Genomic DNA, 19,876 nt, shown 5'->3' with positions numbered 1-19,876 from the left:
TCGACCCGGGAGGGCGCGTGCCGCTCAGAACTCGCCGAACAGGAAGTTGCCGCCGGCCTCCGGGTCCTCGCTGGTGAAGAACTCCTCGAGCGCCTGCACCAGTTCCGCTTCGCTGACCCTGCCGTCGCCGTCGAGGTCGAGCTTGGCCATGGCGGCCTGGTGGTCCTTCGCGTCCATGTTCAGCGCGCGGTGCACTTTGGCCAGCTCCCGGTCGTCCAGCATCCCATCACCGTCGATGTCGGCCAGGTCGATGATCGCTTTGGCCACCGGCTGGATGGCTGCGCGATAGGAGGATTTGCGGTCGGACTGGAGGTATTTGACGTACTCCTCGCGCGATACCGTGCCGTCGGAGTCGATGTCCATGTCGCGCCGGATCCGCTCCCAGAGCCCCTGGTAGGCGGTGTTGAGGGCATTCAGCTTGGGTTCCGCCGACGGTTCGGGGAACTCCTCCCTCATCAGTGAGACGATCAGAGCGAAGTCGCCCTGGTCGATCCTCCCGTCGCCGTTGACGTCGATCCGGTCGAAGTGCCGACCGATCTTACGGCTCAGCAGGTCGGTGGTCATGGGCTCTCTCCTCCGGGGGTTGATACACAGAGTTATCATTCTGTCACTGATAGTCCTCACCGGGGAGTGACAACAAAGAACCGTAAGGTCACATCCCGACACCGCCGGTGCGGCCAGGCGTACCGCTCGAACCGCCGGAGAGCCTGATCTCAGGCATCTTGATCACCTGTCACTACGAGATGAGGTTCCCCCGTGGCGCGTCCACCTGGGGTGCGATGGGCAACCACAGAGTGCACGGCGAGCCAGCGGGTGCAGCGATGAGCCACGTGACGTTCTCGCCAGAGGAGGCAGCGGCGATCTCCAGCATCACCTTCCGGCTGTCCATGGCCTGGTCGATCGTGTACGGCGTGGAGCGCGGCATCAGCAGCAGCCGATCAGATCCGGACGTGCCGGAGGATCGGCGCCACCACGCCAGCAGGTCGGCGGGCGGTGTCCGGCCCAGCAGGGCCTCCATGAACGTGATCTCGTCGTCGGTCGCCGGCGGCCCGAGCCGCATGGCCGAAGCGGAAAGCCACAGCCGCGCGATCACCTGATTGCGGAACGGCGGACCGAGCGTGTGCGGCCGGGCCCGGCCCGACTCATCCACGCCTGGCTTGCCGGTGGGCGTGATGTCACGGCAGACCGCCAGGAAGATCCGCTCACCGTTGGTAGTCGGGCTGGGACGCCGGGGACAAGGGCATGACCCCCAGTGTCCCCCCACACACATTCCCTGGCCGGGCGAACGACAGCGCGGCCCGCACGAACAGACTCGGCTCAGTCCTTAGCGTAGCTACCCGTCAGTAGAGTCCCGAAGCCCCAGCAACGCCACGACGGGCGGCCCCGATCAGCAACGCGGCGGTGAACAGCACCCGCGCCCATCACTGCACGCTTGCTTTGGCCAGGCCGCCACCGCGGAACCCGGTGTCACCGGTGCGGCGCCACTGCATCCGGGTGCGCCACCCGGACGCCAGCACGGCCCAGACCAGATAGATGAACCGCCACGACGGTCTCCCTTCCAGGCAGCACCACAAGAACCGGGGACAGCGCAGGACGGGTCAGGAGCAGCAGGCGCAGCCCGGCCCGCAGCTGGTGCAGCCATCGCTGTGACCGGATCCGCCGTGCGCAGCGGCGGTGGCGTCGCCGGCAGGGCCGACGGGGGTGGGCAGGGCGCAGCAGGCGTCGCCGCGCCAGGCCTCGCGGCCTTCCTTGACCGCGACGGCGGCGATGATCAGCGCGGCGATCGGGTCGGCCCAGGCCCATCCGAACAGGCTGTTGACCGCAAGGCCGACCAGCAGCACCGCCGACAGGTAGGTGCACAGCAGGGTCTGCTTGGAGTCGGCGACCGCGCTGGCCGATCCCAGCTCGCGCCCGGCACGGCGCTGGGCGTACGACAGTCCGGGCATGATCGCCAGGGACAGGGCGGCCAGCACCAGCCCGGCCGAGGAATGCTCGACCTCGCCCGACCCCAGCAGGGTGCGGACCGAGTCGAAGGTGACGTAGGCGGCCAGCGCGAAGAACGAGATTGCGATGATCCGCAGCGCGCGCTTCTCGCGCTGTTCCACCGCCTCGGGGGTGCGGGCGGAGAACTGCCAGGCGACCGCGGCGGCCGAGGCCACCTCGATGACCGAGTCCAGCCCGAACGCCACCAGCGCGCCGGACGAGGCGATCGTCCCGGCAGTGATCGCCACGACGGCCTCGATCACGTTGTAGGTGATGGTGGCGGCCACCAGCAGCCGCACCCGCCGGGCCAGCACCGTCCGCCGCACAGATGAGGGCCCCAGCGACACCGTGGTCATGCTCGTGCCTCCGTTTCGGGGGCGCAGGCGCCGATCTGCTGGTCGGCGTCTGTGCCGTAGGTGGGGCACAGCGCCACGGCGCGGTTGGTGGCAGCCAGCAGGTGCTCGGCCGAGCGCAGCAGGTCCAGCAGTTCGGGGGTGGCGATGAAGTAGAACGACTGGCGGCCTTCGGCGCGGTAGTCCACCAGCTTGCAGCCGCGCAGGCAGGCCAGGTGCTTGGACACCGTCGACTGCGCCAGCTCCAGCTCGCGGGTCAGGTCCACCACCCGCGCCTCGCCGCGAGCCAGCCGCTGCACGATCGACAACCGCATCGGATCGGCCAACGAGTGAAACAGCGCCGCCGCCGGCGCCAGCCCATCCAACGAAGTCATTCCAAGTCCAGAATTAATCGCCATAACTGAATGATACGGAGAAACAGCGATCAATCAAGACATCGACAGACACGTGCTCGTGCCGCCGGCCTCGGCGATCAGCCGCTGGTCTCCAGCGCCGCCTCGTGTCGCAGGTCGCCGCCGACGACGATCGCGCCCGCGACGGCGAACCGCAGCGCCTCCGCCCGGCCCTGGCCACGTGCGGTCCCCGAGATGAGAGCGACCTTGCCGTCGAGCCGGCTTATGACGCCCCCGGGCGCAACGTGTCGGAGATGGACTTGACGCCGCCGTGTGCGGTGAGGCCGCCGTCGACCGGGATCTCGGCGCCCGTGATGAAGGAGGACTCGTCGGACAGGAGGAAGACCACGAGCGGGGCGACCTCGTCCACCGTGCCGGTGCGGCCGAGCGGGGTCTCGCGGATGTTCGCCTCGCGGAAGGCGGGCGCGGCGGAGGCGGTCATCTCGGTCTCGATGAAGCCGGGATGGACGGTGTTCACGCGGATGCCCCGCGGGCCCAGCTCGACACAGGCCGCCTTCGACAGGCCGCGCAGCGCCCACTTGCTGGCCGTGTACGCGACCGGGTAGTGCCCGGTGAGCCCGGCGGAGGAGCCGACGTTGACGATCGACGAGCCCGGCGGCATCAACGGCGCCAAGTGCTGGATGGCAAGGAGCGGGCCGGTGACGTTGACCGCCTGGACGCGGGCGAAGTCCTCGGGCGTGACCTCGTGGAGCCGCGCGCGCCAGGTGATGCCGGCGTTGTTGACCAGGCCATGGACCTCTCCGTACCGGCAGCGCAGCTCTTCGGCGAGCGCCGCCCACTCCTTCGCGTCGGTGACGTCCAGGCGCAGACAGCCCGGAGCCTGAGTCACATCGGTAGCGACGACCACCGCTCCTGCGAGGGTCAGCGCCTCGGCCTCGGCCGCGCCCTGCCCACGCGCGGCTCCGGTGACGATCACGACCTTGCCGTCCAGCCCGTTCACGGGCGCAGCCGCGGGCGTTTGCGGGCCCGGGGGACCGGTACCGGTCCAGCGCCGGGCACGACGGTGTTGGAGACGGTGCCGATGCCCTCGACGGTGAGGGTGACGGTGTCGCCGGGCTTCAGCGGTGGCGGATCCTGGCGGCCGCGTACGCCCCACAGCTCGGCCAGGCAGCCACCGTTGCCGCAGGTGCCGGAGCCGAGCACGTCGCCGGGACGGACGTATGTGCCGCGCGAGGCGTAGGCGACCATCTCCTCGAAGGTCCAGCTCATGTTGGACAGCAGGTCCTTGCCGACCACCTCGCCGTTCACCGAGGCGGTCAGCGCCAGTCGCAGGAAACCGTCCGTGTCCCGGTACGGCTCCAGCTCGTCGGCGGTGACCAGGTACGGGCCGAGGGTGGCGGCGGTGTCCTTGCCCTTGCAGGGGCCCAACCCCACCTTCATCTCCGCGGATTGAAGGTCACGGGCGGACCAGTCGTTGAAGATCGTGTAGCCGATGATGTGGTCGCGGGCCCGCTCGGGCGTCAGGTCTCGGCCCTCGCGGCCGATGACGGCGGCGACTTCGAGTTCGAAGTCCAGGACCGAGGAGCCGGGCGGAACGGGCACGTCGTCGTGCGCACCGATGACGGCGTACGGATTGGTGAAGTAGAAGGTCGGCGCGTCGTACCAGGCGTCGGGGACCCCGGCCGTGTTGTCGATGCTGCGTCGTACGCCCTCGACGTGTTCCTCGAAGGTGACGAAGTCCCGTACGGACGGCGGCTGGAGAGGCGGCAGCAGCCGCACCTGCGAGACATGCGGGCCGCCCGGCACGTCCAGCGTGGCGTTGCCCGCCTCGCGCAGCGCTGCAGGGCCTGCCCGTAGCAGGTCGAGCAGCGAGGCGCGGCCGGGGAAGGGGCGGAGGGTGCCGTCGTTCTCGACGGTGACGACGCCGCGGCGGCCGTGGTGTTCGTACGTGGCGAAGCGCATGGCATTCCTGAGGTCAGGGGGCCGGGGTGGGAGTGAACCGGGGACCAGGGGCGAGTCAGGGCATGGACCGTTCCGCGCCCCGGCGCCGAGCCGAGAGGGATCAGACCGGCGGGGCGACGAAGACACCGCGGTCGACGTCGTTGAAGGACTCCCTGGCGACCAGTTCGTTCATCGGGTTCGCCGTGCCCCACTGGTCGGTGACTTCGGGCCGCGAGAAGTCGTAGACATGCGGATGCCAGGTGTCCTCATCGAGCTCCTCCAACTCCGTTGTGTACTCGACGGTGTTGCCGTGCGGGTCGAGGAAGTACGTGAAAGTGTTGTCGCCGGCCATGTGCCGGCCCGGGCCCCAGACCTTGCGGGCACCGGAGCGCATCACACGCCCCGACCCGCGCATGTACTCGTCCAGGCCGCGCATCTCGAACGAGACGTGGTGCAGGGAGGTGTGCGGCCCCTTGGCAAGAGCCATCGAGTGATGCTGGTTGCTGATCCGCATGAAGTGCATGACCTCGCCCATGTGCGGGGAGCTGAGCGTGTCGGACAGCCGGAAGCCGAGGTGGCGCTGGTACCAGGCGCGGGTGGCGTCCAGGTCGGGGGAGTTGAGGACGACGTGCGAGAGGCGGACCGGGATGGCCTCCTTCTCCTCGATACGCCGGTGCCGCCGGGCCTCGACCTCCGCCGAGACCTCGACGGTGCGGCCGTCGCCGTCGAAGAAGCGGAAGCCGTAGCCCCCGCCGGGGGTGTCGACCTTGCCCGGCTGCGAGATCAACCGCACGCCGTCCGCGAGGAGTTGCCCGGCGAGCGTGTCCACGTCGGCGGCCGACCCGGCGCCGTAGGAGACGAGGTCGAGCCGCTTCTCCTCGGCCTTGCGGAGCCGTACGACGTACTGCTCGGGGCTGCCCTCGGCGGCCAGGAAGGAGATGCCCGAGTCCTCGGCGACCTTGGTCAGGCCCCAGACTCCGGCGTAGAAGTCGAGCTGCTTGTCGTAGTCGGGCACGGCGAGGTCGACGTGCCGCAGGTGGGTGAGCAGGCGGGTGGGCAGGTCGTTGGTCATGTCGGGCTCCTCAGGAGAGACGCAGCAGCGCTGCCGCGTTGCCGCCGCGTACAGCGTGGAAGTGGGGGTCGGGCAGGTCCGTGGCGGCGCGCAGCGCGCCGACCGGGTCCTCGGTGCCCATGTCGAAGGGGAAGTCCGAGCCGAGCAGGACCCGGTCGGGGCCGGCCACCCGGATCAGTTCGCGCAGGACGTGCGGGTCGTGGACGAGCGAGTCGAAGTACAGCCGCTTGAGGTAGCTGCTCGGCTCGAACGCGCAGCCCCGCGTGTCCGGTCTGGTCCGCCAGGCGTGATCGGAGCGGCCGATGTGGGTGGGCAGGTAGCCACCGCCGTGCGCGGCGATCACCTTCAGGCCGGGGTGGCGGTCCAGCACGCCGGAGAAGATGAGGTGGGAGAGCGCGACGGCGTTCTCGGTGGGCTGCCCGACCGTGTTGGACAGGTACCAGCGGTCCAGGCGCTCGTCGAGCGTGCAGCCGAAGGGGTGCAGGAAGAGCACGGCGCCGGTCTCCTCGACGCGCGCCCAGAAGGGTGCGTACGCCGGGTCCGACAGCTCCAGGCCGGGCGCGTGCGAGGAGATCTCCACGCCCAGCAGGCCCTGCGCGAGGGCGTGGTCCAGCGCCTCCACGGCCAGCGCCGGATGCTGGAGCGGCACCAGACCGAGGCCGAGTAGCCGTTCGGTGGCCCCTGCGACGTGCGCGGCGGTGCCGGAGTTGGCCAGCTCCCACACCGTGCGGGCCAGGTCTTCGTCGGCCCAGTAGTGGTAGTGCGACGGGGACGGCGAAACCAGTTGGAGGTCGACGCCGGAGGCGTCCATCGCGGTGAGCCGGGCCTTGACGTCGGTCAGGCGAGGGATGCGGTCGCGGACCATCGGGCCGCTGACGGCGAGCGCCTCGGGGCCGTTGCGGCGGGCGTCGAGACTGCGGGCGGCGGCCAGCCCGGGGTGTCCGGCGACGGCCTTCTCGACCTGCGGAAGCAGGACGTGCGCGTGGACGTCGATGGTGGGGGTCACCGGGCCGCCCAGGGTGTCCAGGGTGTTCGGGGCGTCCGGGGTCGTCACGGGGTCTCCTTCAGGGCGGACATCGTGCGGCCGATCAGGCCGGGCACGTCAGCGTCACGGACGCCGTCCAGTTGCCACTGGCCGAGCAGCACCGAGGCCTCGACGACCATGCGGACACGGTCGATGCGGCGCTCGTAGTAGCGGGTCAGCAGGTCGTCGAGGGAGCCGAGGGAATCCCACGACTCCTCCGCGCTCAGCAGCCCGGCCAGTACGGAGGCATCCTCCAGCGACATGGCCGCGCCCTGCGCGAGGGTGGGCGGGCAGGCATGGGCGGCGTCGCCGACCAGCACGACCCGGCCGCGGTGCCAGGAGCCCTCGACGAGCAGCCGGTCGAACCAGGTGTAGTTGACCTTGGCCGGGTCGGTGATGCTCGCGGCGATCTCAGGCCAGGCACCGCCGTACGGGGCTGCCAAGCGTCGCATTTCGTCCGCGTACGAGGCCGGGTCGATGGAGGCGCGGTCGCGGTTGGCCTCGACGAGATAGGCGTAGATGGTGTTCTCGCTGGTGGGGCAGTAGCCGGCGATGTAGCAGGGCCCGCCGTAGGCCAGGTCCGTGCGCTCTACGCCCGCCGGGCGGGGTGCGGCGACGCGCCAGATGGCCATGCCGGTCGGCTCGGGCTTGTCACTGATGCCGATCATCGCGCGGGTCAGGGAGTGGAGACCGTCGGCCGCGAGGACGAGGTCGTAGCGGCCCTCGGTGCCGTCGCTGAAGCGGGCGGTGACGCCGGCCCCGTCCTGGACCAGCTCGTCGGCAGTGGTGCCGAGGCGGACCGTCGCACCGCTCGCCCGGACCGCCTCGCATAGGATCTCCTGGAGCCGGGGCCGCTGCATGCCGATGGTCGCGGGCAGGTCCTCGCCGCCGGTACGGATGTCCTGCTGGACGTGGAACACGTGGCCGTCGGGCGTGGCCAGGCCCACGGAGTCGAAGGCGTAGCCGCTCTCCTGGACCTTGTCCCACACGCCCAGTTCGCGCAGCACGCGCAGCGCGTTGCCCTGGAGGGTGATGCCGGAGCCGAGGACGTTCCAGTCGGGCCTGGCCTCGATCAGGTCCACGGTGATGCCCGCTCGCCGCAGCAGCACAGTCACGGCGTTGCCCGAGGCGCCGCCGCCGATGACGAGGACGGTGCGGGGGCGGGGGTCGGTCATGGGGTCTCCCTGAGGGTGGGGCCGCGCGACTTCGAGCGGCAGGGGTGGTGGTGCGAGCCGGATGGGTGTGGCTGTCGGGGCGACCCACTCGGCCGGTCCGGGGCGTTACCTGGCCGGTCCGGGGCGTTACTTGGCCGGTCCGGGGCGTTACTTGACGGCGATCGGGTTCACGGGGGAGCCGACTGCTCCGGTGATGGGCAGCGGAGCGGCGGTGAGCCAGAACTCGTACCGCCCGTCGGCCGCGCAGTGCTGGGCCAGGGCGTCGAGGTCCCACATCTCGCCTATGAGCAGGCCCATGTTGGGGATGGCGACCTGGTGCAGCGGCTGGAAGGCATGGTCGAACTCGTTGGGCCGGACCTCGAAACCCCAGGTGTCGGTGGCGATCCCAGCGATCTCGCTGCCGTGCAGCCAGCCGGCGGTGGTGAAACTCAGCCCGGGCGAGGGACCGCCCGCGTACTCGCCCCAGCCGTCGCGCTTGGCGCGGGCCAGCCGTCCGGTACGGACGAGGACGAGGTCGCCGCGGCCGACGGTGACGCCGTGCGCCTCGGCGCTGGCGGTCAGGTGCTCCTCGGTGATGGCGAAGCCGTCGGGCAGTTCGCCGTTCCGGCCGACGACCAGGCCCACATCGAGGAGGACGCCCCGCCCGGCGACGTACGGCGCCATGTGCTCGATGCCGGTGACGAGGTCGCCGTCGGAGGTGACGACCTTCTCGGCGGCCCGCCCGTTCCATGCCTTGCCATGGTCGAAGATGTGGCCGAGGCCGTCCCACTGGGTGGAGCACTGCAGCGGCATCGCGATCACGTCGTCGGCACCGCCGATGCCGTGCGGGAAACCCTGGTTGCCCAGGGCTGCGTCGGTGCCGGTGTCGAGCATGGTGTGCACCGGATTCGTGCGCCGTCGCCAGCCCTTTTGCGGGCCGTTCATGTCGAAACGCTGGGAGAGCGAGAAGCTGACGCCGTCGCGGACGAGGGCCGCGCCCTCGCGGCGCTTTCCGGCGTCCAGGAAGTTGAGCGTGCCGAGGACGTCGTCCTCGCCCCAACGGCCCCAGTTGGAGTACGCCTTGGCGGCCTCGGCGATCGCGCCCTCGGCGTCTTTCGCGTCAGGCACGGTGATGCGGTCGATCACGGCGCCTCCTCCGCGACGCAGCGGGTGCGCTGGGCACCGAGCCCCGTGACGGATCCGTCCATCACGTCGCCGTCGCGCAGCAGCCGGCCCCAGTGCATGCCGTTCCCGGCCGGGCTGCCGGTCAACACCAGGTCGCCGGGCAGGAGTTGGGCGGTCTGGGAAATGTACGAGACCATCCGCGCCACGCCGAAGATCATGTCCTTGGTGGACTCGTCCTGCATGGTCTCGCCGTTGAGCTTCAGGGTGACCCGCAGGTCGGACGGGTCGGCGACGGACCCGGCCGGGACGATCCAGGGGCCGAGCGGGGTGAAGCCAGGAGCGTTCTTGCAGCGCAGCCAGTCGGTGCCGATGGCGGGCATGTCCCGGCGGAAGACGGTGGCACGGTCGGTGAGGTCGTTGGCGATGGTGTAGCCCGCGACGTACTCCAGGGCGTCTTCCACCGCGACCCGGTGGGCGGGGCGGGAGATCACCGCGGCCAGCTCCAGCTCCCAGTCGGGCTTCTTGGCCCAGGAGGGCAGCACGACGTCGTCGTAGGGGCCGGTGATCGTGGTCGGCAGGCCGATGAAGACGTACGGGAGGTCCTCGGCGGCCCGCTGGTCCATGATCGCCGCGATCTCGGCGCGGGCCTCCTCGACGGTGCGCGGGTCGTCCGGGGTGCGGTGCGCGACCTCCAGGTCGATCACGTGCTGCCGGTAGTTGGCGCCGGACTGAAAGATCTGCCGGGGCTCGACGGGCGCGTGCACGGACAGGTCGTCCAGTGGCAGCCAGTCACCGGCCGGCTCGTCCGCGAGGCCGCGCAGGCGAGGCAGTTCCTCGTCCCAGCGCTCCAAGAGAGCGAGGGCGGTCAGCGGCGGTTCGTCCAGGGCCGTACGCAGGTCGAGCACGCGGCCGTCCGGCACCACGAGGCCGGGGAACGCGGCCCCGCCCGGAGCGGAGAGTGTGCCGATGGCCAAGGGGCCGGCGAAGAGGGGCGCCGACCTGGCTGCGGATTTCACGGAGATGTCCTCCCGATTGCGGTGCCACTAATCTGGCTCGTACATTGCGATCAGGGAAATCGATTCTCTGGATGCCAAGCATCCAGGCAGCGAATACTCGGGCCACAGTCTCCTACTCCATACAGGGATTTCGCGTGAACCTGGCCAGCCTGGACCTCAACCTCGTCGTCGCCCTGCGCGCCCTCCTGGAGGAGCGCAACGTCACCAAGGCGGGCCGGCGCATCGGGCTCAGCCAGCCCGCCATGAGCGCCGCCCTGGCCCGGCTGCGCCGCCACTTCGACGACGACCTGCTCTCCAGGGTCGGCGGACGCTACGAACTGACCGCCCTCGGCCTGGCCCTCCTTGACCGCACCGCTACCGCCTGCGACCTGCTCGAACGCGTCTTCACCAGCCAGGCGACGTTCGACCCCGCCCATGAGGAGCACGAGTTCACCCTGGTCGCCTCCGACTACGCGGTGGCCGTCTTCGGTGCCGAATTCGCCCGCATCGTCCACACCGAGGCGCCGGGGATCAGGCTGCGCTTCAAGCAGCCCCCGACGGACCTCACCGAGAACACCGGGGCGCTGCTGAGCACCGCCGACGGGCTGCTGCTGCCGCACGGCATCATCGGCGACTTTCCCGCCGTGGAGCTCTACCAGGACCGCTGGGTCTACCTCGTCGCCGACGACAACCCGGAGGTCGGCGAGCAGCTCACCCTCGACGACCTGGCCCGGCTGCCGTGGGTGACGTACCAGCGCACCTACGACGCACCCGCCGCCCGTCAGATCGGCATGCTCGGTATCGAGCCGCGCGTCGAAGTCTCCGTCGACAGTTTCCAGTTGATTCCCCTCCTGGTCGCGGGCACCCGCCGGGTCGCCCTGATCCAGGGGCATCTCGCCGACCGGCTGGACGGGCTCGTCCCCGTACGGGTCGTGGAACCGCCCTACGACGCCGTGCCGCTCCGGGAAGCCCTGTGGTGGCACCCGGTGCACACGCACGACGCGGCGCACATCTGGCTGCGGGAGACAGCGGCCCGGGTCGCCGAGACCATCCACGGCAAGGATGATCAGGATCCGGGAGATCGATCGGACAGCGGCTAGACCAGGGCTGGGCCGCTCACTCATAGTCGACCCCAGATCCTCCGCACGCTTCTCGCCTCGGGGTCTCTGTGTCCCGATGGCGTGCCGTCCCTCACCTCGCCACGTGGAGTTCCCGCATGCCCGCTTCCGTGCCTCCGCCCCCGCCCGCTTACGCGGAACCAGTGCCGCCGCCCGGTGTGATCCTTCCGACGTCCGGTGCCGCGCACCGGCTGCGCGTCGCTCTCCTCATGGCCGGCAGTTGCCTGCCGATCCTCGGGGCCGTCCTGATCGCCCCCGTGCTGCCCAAGATGCAGGACCACTTCGCCGACGTACCCGGCGCAGGCGCCCTGGTCCCGATGGCCCTCACCGTTCCGGCCCTGGCGCTGGGCCTGCTGGCACCCTTCGCGGGCGTCATCGTCGACCGGCTCGGCCGCAAGCGCCTGCTGATCGTCGCGACCGTGCTATACGCGATCTTCGGCACCGCCCCGCTGTGGCTGGAGTCGCTGGGCGCCATCGTGGCCAGCCGCGCCCTGGTCGGTATCACCGAGGCCGCCATCATGACCTGCTGCACCACGCTGATCGGCGACTACTACAGCGGTCGGGTACGGGACCGCTACCTCGCCCTTCAGACCATGTGCGCCTCCGCCTCCGCGACCGCGTTCTTCGTCATCGGCGGTGCCGCGGGGTCGGCCGGCTGGCGGACCCCGTTCTGGATCTACGCCGTCAGCCTGCTCATCGCCCCGCTCATGGCCATCGTGCTGCCGAAGCCGACCGCGGCCACCGGTGCCGCCGCCGAGGACGGGGAGAGCACGGTCGCCCCGAAGCGCTCCTTCCCGTTCCGGCAGCTAGCCGGGATCTGCGGACTCACCGTGTTCGGGGCCCTCGTCTTCTACACCGTCCCGGTGGAGATGTCCTACCTGCTGGACGACCTCGGCGTGACGGCGACCAGCGTGATCGGGCTGGCCACAGCCATCGCCAGCGCCGCCACCGTGGCCGGTGCGATCACCTTCGCCAAGCTGCGCGGGGCCCCGGGGCCCCGGCTGCCACTCGTCTTCGCCCTGTGCGCGGCCGGGTTGGCGGTGATGTGGCTCGCGGACAGCGCGCCGCTGCTGATCGTCGGCGCCGTGCTCAACTGCCTCGGCACCGGTCTTCTGCTGCCTTCCCTGCTCACCATCGCCATGTCCAGGCTGGACTTCGCCGACCGCGGCCGTGGCACCGGCCTGTGGACCGCGTCTTTCTTCATCGGCCAGTTCATCTGCCCGCTGGTGCTGATCGCGGTCGAGTCCGCCCTCGGCACCCTGGCCGCCGCCGTCGGCCTGCTCGGCCTGGCCTCGGCCGTCGTCGCGGCAGGCCTCTTCCTGACCGCGCGGCGCAGCGCCGCGGCCGTCGCACCGTTGTCCCAGTAGCAGGAGGCCGCCCGCGACGGGCGAGTCGAGGGCGGCGCTGGTCCGGTACGGGCCAGGTCCAGGTGATGAGGCCGGTTTGCAGAACAGGGGGAGCCGACCTGATGCGCGGCTTCCACGGCCTTGTCGCGGATGAGACCGCGCAGGCGTAGCTCGCGTTCGAGGTCGAGGTGCGGGGCACGGAAGGTTGCGTATTCGGGAGAGCGGCCGCACCAGATGACCGATAGCAGCAGGGTGGCCTCGGTTTCGTCGAGCGGCTGGTGGCCATCGTGCGGGAGGTGGCCGGGCCGGTCACGGTCCGGGCCGTCGACGAGGTGCTCGGCCTGCCGGTCGAGGTGCGGGGCAAGCTGGAGCCGCTGCGGGCAAAGCTGAACCGGCTGGCCGACCATTTCCATAGACTATGAATATAAATTGGCTATGCTTCGAGCATGGTCCGTCAAGACACCGCTCCTGGCGCGTCCGCCGCCATCGGGTCAGTCCTCTACGGCCTGGCCACCAGGGCTGTGAGACGTCTTCCCCGGGACATGAGCCTGACGTCCGCCGCCACCCTGGCGACCCTGGACAGGACCGGCCCGCGGCGCATCACCGATCTGGCCGCGGTCGAGGGCGTCACCCAGCCCGCGATGACCGCCCTGGTCCGGGTGATGGAGGAGTCCGGCCTGGTCGAGCGGCGGGGCGACGCGTCCGACAAGCGGGTCACGCTGGTGTGCCTGACCGAGGCCGGCGCCTCCTATGTCCGGACGCGGCGCCAGGCGGGCGTCCACGCGTTCGAGCGGTTGATCGGCGAGCTCACCGGCGACGAGGTCGAGGCGCTGGTGGCGGCTCTTCCGGCGCTGAAGCATCTGGCAGAGCTCGAAAGCCAGGACCGCGAAGGTCCGAAGCAGTGACCGGGCAGCCGGGCGGCGGGTCGCGGTGAAGGCGTTCCCGGTGGCGCGTTCCGAGGCGCGGCTGCTGGTCCCCGCCCTGATGTTCATCGCTCTGGTCGTGGCGGCGGTCGCCAGCCTCGGGACGCCGCTCATCACCAGCGTGGCGACCTCGTTCCACGTCTCGCTCGGCAGCGCGCAGTGGACGCTGACCGTCGCGCTGCTCAGCGGCGCCGTCGCCACGCCGGTCCTGGGCCGGCTCGGAGCCGGCCCGCACCGGCGGGCCACGATCCTCGCCACGCTGGCGGTCGTCGTCGTCGGCAGCGCGCTCACCGTGCTGCCGCTGCCGTTCGCGTGGCTGCTGGCCGGCAGGGCGGCCCAGGGCGTCGGGCTCGGGCTGACGGCGCTGATGATGGGCGTGGCCCGGGACCACCTCCCCGAGGAGCGCAGCGCGGCCGTGATCGCCCTGATCTCGGTGGCCTCGATCATCGGGGCCGGCGTCGGCTACCCGCTGGCCGCACTGCTCGCCGAGCTCGGCGGGGTACGGGCCGCCTACGGCCTCGGCCTGGTCGTCACCGCCGCCGCCCTCCTGACCGCGTGGCGCTCCATGCCCGAAGCCCCCGAAGGCCGCTCCGCCCACGTGGACGTGGCAGGCGCGGTCGTCCTGGCCGCTGCGCTGCTCCTGGTGCTGTTCCTCGCCGGCGAACGGAATCTATGGAGCCGGCACCTCGCCGTGGCGGCGGGCCTCGCCGTCGTCGCGGTGGTGCTGCTCTGCGTCTGGGCCGTCATCGAGCTGCGCAGCACGACGCCCCTGGTCGATGTGCGGGCGGTGCGGCACCCGGCGGTCGCCGGGGCGAACCTCGCCATGTTCGTCGGCGGGATCGGCACGTACCTCCTGCTCACGCTCATCACCCGGTACGCGCAGACGCCGCACGGCGCCGGCTACGGCTTCGGGCTGACGACCTTCGTCGCCGGGCTGGTCCTCATCCCGTTCTCGGTGCTGGGGTTCGTCGCCGGCAAGCTCACGCCGCGGGTCCGGACGCGGATCGCCGACCCCCTGCTCCTGGCCGGCAGCGCCGTCGTGGTCGGCGGCGGGTTCGCCCTGTTCGCGGCGGCCCGGTCGGACCTGGCCGAACTGTTCGCGGCGATGGGCGTGCTCGGCTTCGGCGTCGGCGGCTTCTCGGCCGCGATGCCCGGCGTCATCCTGGCCGTCACCCCCAAGAGCGAGACGTCGAGCGCCATGAGCTTCAACTACGTCGTCCGCAGCGTCGGGTACTCCCTGGGCAGCGCCATCGGCGGCCTGATCCTCGCCACGGGCACCGGCCCCGGCCGCTTCTTCCCCGACGACAGCGCCTACACCACCGCGGCGCTGGTCGGCATCGGCGCCATGGCGATCACGACGCTGACAAGCCTCGCTCTCGCCCGCCGACGCTCGTCCGAGACCAACCCGTAAGTCAGATGCACTCATCCCAACACTGGAGGTTCCATGCCCAAGGGCTACTGGGTCAGCGCCTACCGCACCATTTTCAGACCCTGAGAAGCTGGCTGCTTACAACAAGCTGGCCGGTCCAGCCGTCGAGGCCGGGGACGATCGGATCCTCGCCCGTGGCAGTCGGGTCGTGGCGCATGACACCGGAATCGCCGAGCGCACCGTCCTGATCGAGTTCGACAGCTTCGAGCAGGCCGTCGCGGCGGAGATCCAGATCAGGCGTCCGCGTTCGTCGGTGAGCGCAAGGAAGTGCAGGCCGTGGCGCTTGTGCTTCCCCGAATAGTTCTTGCGGTTGTCCTTGCCGGTGCGGCGGCGGCCAAGAGGCCTCCGGCGCAGCGTGTCGCCCCGCCCCACTTCGGCCCTCACTGACACCCCCACCAAGACCACCACTGAGACCATCGCGCGGACCGCTGACCACGGTGGGCACCGGGTTGCGGGTGAGGTCACCGGGCATGCCGGGCCCGTGATCACTGGACCCGTCGTGTCCCTGGTGATCATCGTGGTCGTCGGTGTGTCGATTGCCGCGCGCCAGAGCGGCCAGCGCGGTGGTGATCGGCACGGCGGCGATCAGTCCGAGGGTGCCGGCGACGCTGCGGACGATCTCAGTGGCCAGTGCGGGCGCGGTCACGACCTCGCCCAGCGGCTGCTGGCCGATGCTCAACAGCAACAGCAGCGGCAGCGACGCCCCCGCGTAGGCCAGGATGACAGTGTTGATGACCGAGGCGATGTGCGCGCGGCCGATGCGGGCGGCGGCCTTGTACAGCTGGGCGAACTGGTAGGCGGGGTTGGCGTTGGCCAGCTCAGTGACGGTGGCGGACTGCAGCACCGTCAGCATGATCGCCGCCGCGCACACGATCGCCACCAGCAACGGCGGCTCACCCGCCAGGATCGCCGGGATCAGGAACTTCAGCTGGCTGGAGTACGACCCCACCCACGACTGGCTTCCCGAAAGCAGCGCCGAGCAGGAACGCAAGATGCGGAACTTAGTGGCAGTTGCGGTGAGCTCGGTGGCGACGGCCGGACTTGGACATCGTTTGTGCTTGTCGGGGGGCAGCGCCAGGGAAACCATGAGGGCCCCGACCCCACGGGAGCGGAGATGAAGAAGTCAGCACGCCATGGACTCGTCGGTGCGGCTCTCACTGTGGCCGTCACCGCGGCGATCGTCGTCGTCCCGGCGACGCCGGCGCTGGCGGATTCCCGCCAATGCAGCATCCCGTACGGCGCATACGGGTGTTCCACCACCTCGATTCCGGAGACACGCGGTGCGATCCTGATCATCGCGTTCGCCCCGAGCACCTTCAGCGTGTCGGTCACCTGCCGTGCGCACGATTCGGGCAACGGCAACGAGGTTGGCCGCGTCACCTCGACGCGCTGGATCACACGGAGCAAGGAGATCGGCGGCTTGACCAACTCCTACTTCCTCAGCTGCGTCCGCTCCACCACCAGCGGCGGAGGCGGCGGCCGCATCGAAAACTGACAGGGCAACCAGAAGCCGCGGTGCCGCCCCACGCTGCCTGCTGTATCGCACGCATGATTCCTGTCCTCCGCCCACGAGCCTGACGCACTGTGCAAGGGCAACGCGTTGAGGCCACTCGCCTGTATCGGTTGACGTGCTGTCGGTGCTGCCTCTGGTGACGTTCGGCGCGGACGTGCGTGAGCGAAGGGTTGGTCTGCACTGGTGCCGAACGTTGCGGGAGAGCACGAGCGCCGATACCCCGGTAGTCAGCGCCCATAGTCAGCAGCGAGTCTTTCGATTATGTGGAGCTCCTGGTCGATTTTCGCCAGGGCGGCGCGGCGGTCAGGTGGCTGGCTTGGGCTGGCCGGGGGGTTCTGCACGCGCCGGTGTTCAAGATGGGCCAGCAGGGTCTCGCTGCCCAGGCGTCGGCCGGCGAAGGCGACAACGACTGTGGCTGATTGCATGAGGCACCAGCCTGGCCGGAGCCTGGCGTCCATTGCGTCCTCGCGGCCAGAGGTGTCCTGGACCAGCAGGCGCAAGAATTCGCCACGCTGCTCGATCACACGCACGTGGGCGACACCGGGTTCGTAGCGGGGGAGGGCGTGTTCCAGGTCCGCGATGACCTGCCACACAGCGTCGAAGTCGGCGGCGATGCGGCGCTGTCCAACAGCGGCGCCGGGCAAGGCTGCCGCGAGGACGGCGAGGCGGTCGATCGGGTCGATGTCGGGGAGCTCCACGGGGTCGTTCATGATTCCCACACCTCCCGGAACGCGGCTCTGGCTCGATGCAACCGGGATTTCACCGTTCCTGCCGGGATTCCCAAAGTGGTGGCGATCTCTTGTTCGCTGAGGCCTTCTCGGGTCCGCAGGACCAGCACGACGCGCTGCGAGACCGGCAGCCGTGCCAGCGCGTCATCGATGTCCACCAGCCCTTCGGGCGAGGAGTCGTGGCGGTCCACGAGCGTTTCCTCCGCAGCGACCTCCAGGTCCTGCTGGCGGGCGAGCCGGATCGCCGTCCGGACGGTGACCGACCGTACCCAGGTCATGATCGCCTCAGGGGCGCGCAGCGTGGGCAGGCCCCGGAAGATCGCCAGCAGGGCCTCCTGGGTCGCATCGTCGGCCGTCGCCGGGGCGATCAGTGCGCACAATCGGCGGACGTAGGGGGCCAGCTCGTCCAGAAGCCGGTCCACCGCGAGCGCGTCCCCCTGCTGAGCCGCCGCGACGATCTCCGGGTCCACGTCGGGAAGATTAGCTGGAACCTTTCAGAGATTCCCCGCCACCTTCTAGTTAGGAGGACACCACACAGAAGGGCCCGACTTGTGAAACCAGACCTGACGATCATCGGCGCGGGCCTCACCGGGCTCACCGCCGCCATTGAGGCAGCCGAACGCGGCTGGCAGGTGACCGTGGCCGAGGCACATTCCCGGCCGGGCGGGCGAGCGCGCTCGCTGGCCGCTCCCTACCGGGCCAACGCCGGTCCCCACGCCATCTACGTGGACGGGCCTTGGTGGGCCTGGCTGGAGTGCCGCGGTCTCACGCCGCCCATCGTGGAGGCACCGCGTTACCCCAGTCTCGTCCGCGCCGGCGGCCAGTTCGGTCCGTGGCCAGCCGAGCTCAGTGAGGCCATCGCCGCGCTGCCCGCCGAGGCGCCGACCGATGAATCGTTCCGCGCCTGGCTGCTCCGGCACGTCGACGCCAAGACCGCTGAGGCGATCGTCGGAGTGGTCTTCATCGTCACGTTCGACCACGACCCCGGGCGGCTTTCGGCCGCGTTCGCCCACCAGCGCCTTCGCCGGGGGCTTGCCGGCGGCGTCCGGTACGTGACCGGTGGGTGGTCCACCCTGGTCGATCTCCTTGCAGAGCGAACCGCCAGCCTCGGCGCACAGATACTCACCCAGACACGGATGCCCGCCCTGCCCGCGGGCCCGACGATCCTGGCCACCAGCCTGGCAACAGCGCGCCAGTTGACCGGCGACAGCTCGCTGACCTGGCCCAGCGCCCGCGTGGCGACGTTCGACCTGGGCCTGCGGGCCGACGGCGGGCCAGACTGGTTCCGGGCAATAGACCTGGATGAACGGATCTATGCCGCCCGCTACAGCCTCGCCGACCCCACGTTGGCCCCGCCCGGGCATGACCTCGTCCAGATCGCCGCCGCATGCGCCCCCCACGAGCGAAAAGCCGACGCCGAAAGCCGAGTGCACCGTCTTCTCGACCAGTCCTGGCCCGACTGGCGCGCCGGGGTGCAGTGGCACACCAGCGCCATCCGCACGCACTGCACCGGGGCCATAGACCTGCCCGGGACCACATGGCACGACCGTCCAGCCGTCACCCGCGGCACCGCCCTCACCGTGGCCACAGACCAGTCCGCCGCGCCCGGACTGTTCGCCGAGGTCGGAATCGCCGCTGCGCAACTCGCCCTCCAGCAGCTCGGCGAATCCCCAGGACAACCCAGGGCCACAACCGAGTCTGAACGATCAGCGCGCCTCTGAGTCACCGTCCTCATAGCGGCACCGTCTCAGCACGGCCGCGCGGCTCAACGGGGCGCCGCCCAACATCGTCCTGTCAGCACTATGACGCTGGTCCGGGGCTCACGTGTTCAGCAGTCACGTACCCCCGACGGTCCAGCTCACGGAGTATCAGCGGGAGCTACGGACCAGCGCGGAACGGGTATCCCCGCCAAGTCGTGTGCCTAGGAACTTGTTCGTCCAGCTCAGAAGGCCCTGCAGAAAGAGCCGCACCTTCCTCAATTCCGGAGTCCTGCTCGCGGACGAGCCGCCGGCTACCGCGCACGCAGTACCTTCGCCGCGCCTACGGCATCCGCAGCAATCGGAATGCGCCACCTGCCGCAGCGCAAAGTGCGTCCGCCTGCAGGACGACTCGCGGGTGCGCCCGGCGACATGATCGGGTGACATCCAAATCTCGGAACGAGACATACGTAAGAGATGAGAGACATGAGCCCATCAGGAGCCCGATTGTCAGTCCGAGTGCTTGCCGTGACCGGAGCCGTTCTCCTCGTGGCGTTCGGGTTTGCTGGACCGGCGGACGCCTCGGTCCAGCCGGTCGCCGCGAGCACCTACGAGATGAGCGCCGGGCGACTCGGATCCATCGTGGCTGGCGTGCTCGGGATAATCGGCGTGGTCGTCGGTGGGCTGGCTCTGGCCCGCCCCACCAGCCGTTTCGGCACCAGTACCGGTCGACTCGGAGCCACGGTGGCCCTGTCGGCAGGGCTCATCGGCATGGCCATCGGCGGGCTGGTTCTGACCACCGCCGACGGTGGTCTAGGCACCGGCAACGGGCTAGGCGGGGCCGTCGTGGCCCTGGCGGTGGGACTGATCGCCATGGTGCTCGGTGGCCTGGCTCTGCCCCGCTCCCGCCGCACCGGCTGAACGAACCACCCACGGCTGCCGAACCAGCACCCGCGTTGCGGCGGCGGTCCAACCCGTCTGTGCCAGACCGGCGCTGGCCCCTGTCCAGGTCCAATCGTTGACCATGCCGCCACCCAGGCGACGCGCTCTCGCGACCTGCCCGGCAAGACCGGCGCCTGCCGTTCCGCTCATGTCGCATTCGGGGCCGGCGCCTGGCGGCGG

General features: G+C 70.3%; 22 protein-coding genes and 1 pseudogene. 9 read left to right on the top strand and 14 right to left on the bottom strand.

The window, feature by feature from the left end; genetic code table 11:
- Window positions 1-24: 24 nt before the first annotated feature.
- The 11 genes from ACH34W_RS39525 to ACH34W_RS39475 all read right to left on the bottom strand — a co-directional run bounded on the left by ACH34W_RS39525 (window position 25) and on the right by ACH34W_RS39475 (window position 10,021).
- The gene (locus ACH34W_RS39525; protein WP_395966311.1) at window positions 25-564 is read right to left on the bottom strand and encodes an EF-hand domain-containing protein; all 540 of its coding nucleotides are present in this window, start codon (window positions 562-564) and stop codon (window positions 25-27) included.
- Window positions 565-736: 172 nt separating this feature from the next.
- Window positions 737-1,150 carry a hypothetical protein gene (locus ACH34W_RS39520; RefSeq protein WP_395966310.1) on the bottom strand — a complete coding sequence of 138 codons (414 nt, stop codon included), beginning with the start codon at window positions 1,148-1,150 and terminating at the stop codon, window positions 737-739.
- A 448-nt stretch (window positions 1,151-1,598) separates the two neighbouring features.
- Complete coding sequence (locus ACH34W_RS39515; protein WP_395966309.1) at window positions 1,599-2,339, bottom strand: cation transporter; 741 nt, start codon at window positions 2,337-2,339, stop codon at window positions 1,599-1,601.
- On the bottom strand, window positions 2,336-2,710 hold the full coding sequence (locus ACH34W_RS39510; protein WP_395966308.1) for an ArsR/SmtB family transcription factor: 375 nt from the start codon (window positions 2,708-2,710) through the stop codon (window positions 2,336-2,338). Before ACH34W_RS39510 ends, ACH34W_RS39515 begins: the two co-directional genes overlap by 4 nt.
- A 241-nt stretch (window positions 2,711-2,951) precedes the next feature.
- Window positions 2,952-3,689: an SDR family NAD(P)-dependent oxidoreductase gene (locus tag ACH34W_RS39505; RefSeq protein WP_395966307.1), complete on the bottom strand. Its 738-nt coding sequence runs from the start codon at window positions 3,687-3,689 to the stop codon at window positions 2,952-2,954.
- A complete protein-coding gene (locus tag ACH34W_RS39500; protein ID WP_395966306.1) occupies window positions 3,686-4,651 on the bottom strand; it encodes a fumarylacetoacetate hydrolase family protein in 966 nt (321 codons plus the stop codon). The genes ACH34W_RS39505 and ACH34W_RS39500 overlap by 4 nt, the downstream gene beginning before the upstream one ends.
- Before the next feature lie 100 nt (window positions 4,652-4,751).
- A complete protein-coding gene (locus ACH34W_RS39495; protein ID WP_395966305.1) occupies window positions 4,752-5,702 on the bottom strand; it encodes a VOC family protein in 951 nt (316 codons plus the stop codon).
- A 10-nt stretch (window positions 5,703-5,712) separates the two neighbouring features.
- Window positions 5,713-6,756, bottom strand: coding sequence for an amidohydrolase family protein (locus ACH34W_RS39490; RefSeq protein ID WP_395966304.1), 1,044 nt, complete (start codon window positions 6,754-6,756; stop codon window positions 5,713-5,715).
- On the bottom strand, window positions 6,753-7,901 hold the full coding sequence (locus ACH34W_RS39485) for an FAD-dependent oxidoreductase (RefSeq protein ID WP_395966303.1): 1,149 nt from the start codon (window positions 7,899-7,901) through the stop codon (window positions 6,753-6,755). Before ACH34W_RS39485 ends, ACH34W_RS39490 begins: the two co-directional genes overlap by 4 nt.
- Window positions 7,902-8,048: 147 nt before the next feature.
- Window positions 8,049-9,026 carry a cyclase family protein gene (locus ACH34W_RS39480; protein ID WP_395966302.1) on the bottom strand — a complete coding sequence of 326 codons (978 nt, stop codon included), beginning with the start codon at window positions 9,024-9,026 and terminating at the stop codon, window positions 8,049-8,051.
- A complete protein-coding gene (locus tag ACH34W_RS39475) occupies window positions 9,023-10,021 on the bottom strand; it encodes a fumarylacetoacetate hydrolase family protein (protein WP_395966301.1) in 999 nt (332 codons plus the stop codon). Before ACH34W_RS39475 ends, ACH34W_RS39480 begins: the two co-directional genes overlap by 4 nt.
- Window positions 10,022-10,155: 134 nt before the next feature.
- On the opposite strand from ACH34W_RS39475, the gene ACH34W_RS39470 reads away from it, so the two are divergent.
- The 6 genes from ACH34W_RS39470 to ACH34W_RS39445 all read left to right on the top strand — a co-directional run bounded on the left by ACH34W_RS39470 (window position 10,156) and on the right by ACH34W_RS39445 (window position 15,117).
- Complete coding sequence (locus ACH34W_RS39470; protein ID WP_395966300.1) at window positions 10,156-11,100, top strand: LysR family transcriptional regulator; 945 nt, start codon at window positions 10,156-10,158, stop codon at window positions 11,098-11,100.
- 116 nt (window positions 11,101-11,216) lie between these two features.
- Complete coding sequence (locus ACH34W_RS39465) at window positions 11,217-12,485, top strand: MFS transporter (RefSeq protein WP_395966299.1); 1,269 nt, start codon at window positions 11,217-11,219, stop codon at window positions 12,483-12,485.
- A gap of 257 nt (window positions 12,486-12,742) precedes the next feature.
- Window positions 12,743-12,886 (top strand): hypothetical protein, encoded by a 144-nt coding sequence (locus tag ACH34W_RS39460; protein WP_395966298.1) that lies wholly within the window; start codon window positions 12,743-12,745, stop codon window positions 12,884-12,886.
- 24 nt (window positions 12,887-12,910) lie between these two features.
- The gene (locus ACH34W_RS39455; RefSeq protein ID WP_395966297.1) at window positions 12,911-13,369 is read left to right on the top strand and encodes a MarR family winged helix-turn-helix transcriptional regulator; all 459 of its coding nucleotides are present in this window, start codon (window positions 12,911-12,913) and stop codon (window positions 13,367-13,369) included.
- A gap of 40 nt (window positions 13,370-13,409) precedes the next feature.
- Entirely contained in the window at window positions 13,410-14,798 is a 1,389-nt protein-coding gene (locus ACH34W_RS39450; RefSeq protein WP_395966296.1) for an MFS transporter, read from the top strand.
- 13 nt (window positions 14,799-14,811) lie between these two features.
- Window positions 14,812-15,117 (top strand): DUF1330 domain-containing protein, encoded by a 306-nt coding sequence (locus ACH34W_RS39445; RefSeq protein ID WP_395966336.1) that lies wholly within the window; start codon window positions 14,812-14,814, stop codon window positions 15,115-15,117.
- Between the two features lie 261 nt (window positions 15,118-15,378).
- On the opposite strand, the pseudogene ACH34W_RS39440 reads toward ACH34W_RS39445, so the two are convergent.
- Window positions 15,379-15,669 (bottom strand): annotated as a pseudogene (locus tag ACH34W_RS39440) (YibE/F family protein); the annotation flags it as partial.
- A 261-nt stretch (window positions 15,670-15,930) separates the two neighbouring features.
- Between ACH34W_RS39440 and ACH34W_RS39435 the strand changes: the two are divergent.
- A complete protein-coding gene (locus ACH34W_RS39435; RefSeq protein WP_395966295.1) occupies window positions 15,931-16,311 on the top strand; it encodes a hypothetical protein in 381 nt (126 codons plus the stop codon).
- 245 nt (window positions 16,312-16,556) lie between these two features.
- Here the strand turns inward: ACH34W_RS39435 and ACH34W_RS39430 are convergent, their stop codons facing one another.
- Entirely contained in the window at window positions 16,557-17,039 is a 483-nt protein-coding gene (locus ACH34W_RS39430; RefSeq protein WP_395966294.1) for a hypothetical protein, read from the bottom strand.
- Window positions 17,036-17,527: an RNA polymerase sigma factor gene (locus ACH34W_RS39425; protein WP_395966293.1), complete on the bottom strand. Its 492-nt coding sequence runs from the start codon at window positions 17,525-17,527 to the stop codon at window positions 17,036-17,038. The genes ACH34W_RS39430 and ACH34W_RS39425 overlap by 4 nt, the downstream gene beginning before the upstream one ends.
- A gap of 81 nt (window positions 17,528-17,608) precedes the next feature.
- Between ACH34W_RS39425 and ACH34W_RS39420 the strand changes: the two genes are divergently transcribed.
- Window positions 17,609-18,778, top strand: coding sequence for an FAD-dependent oxidoreductase (locus tag ACH34W_RS39420; protein ID WP_395966292.1), 1,170 nt, complete (start codon window positions 17,609-17,611; stop codon window positions 18,776-18,778).
- 483 nt (window positions 18,779-19,261) lie between these two features.
- Window positions 19,262-19,675: a DUF6223 family protein gene (locus tag ACH34W_RS39415; RefSeq protein ID WP_395966291.1), complete on the top strand. Its 414-nt coding sequence runs from the start codon at window positions 19,262-19,264 to the stop codon at window positions 19,673-19,675.
- The last annotated feature ends 201 nt before the right edge of the window (window positions 19,676-19,876 follow it).

It is taken from the genome of Actinomadura sp. 6N118 (assembly GCF_044326415.1).
GTDB lineage: Bacteria > Actinomycetota > Actinomycetes > Streptosporangiales > Streptosporangiaceae > Spirillospora.
Note: the sequence above shows the minus strand (reverse complement) of the source record. Positions and strands in the feature narration are given on the sequence as shown.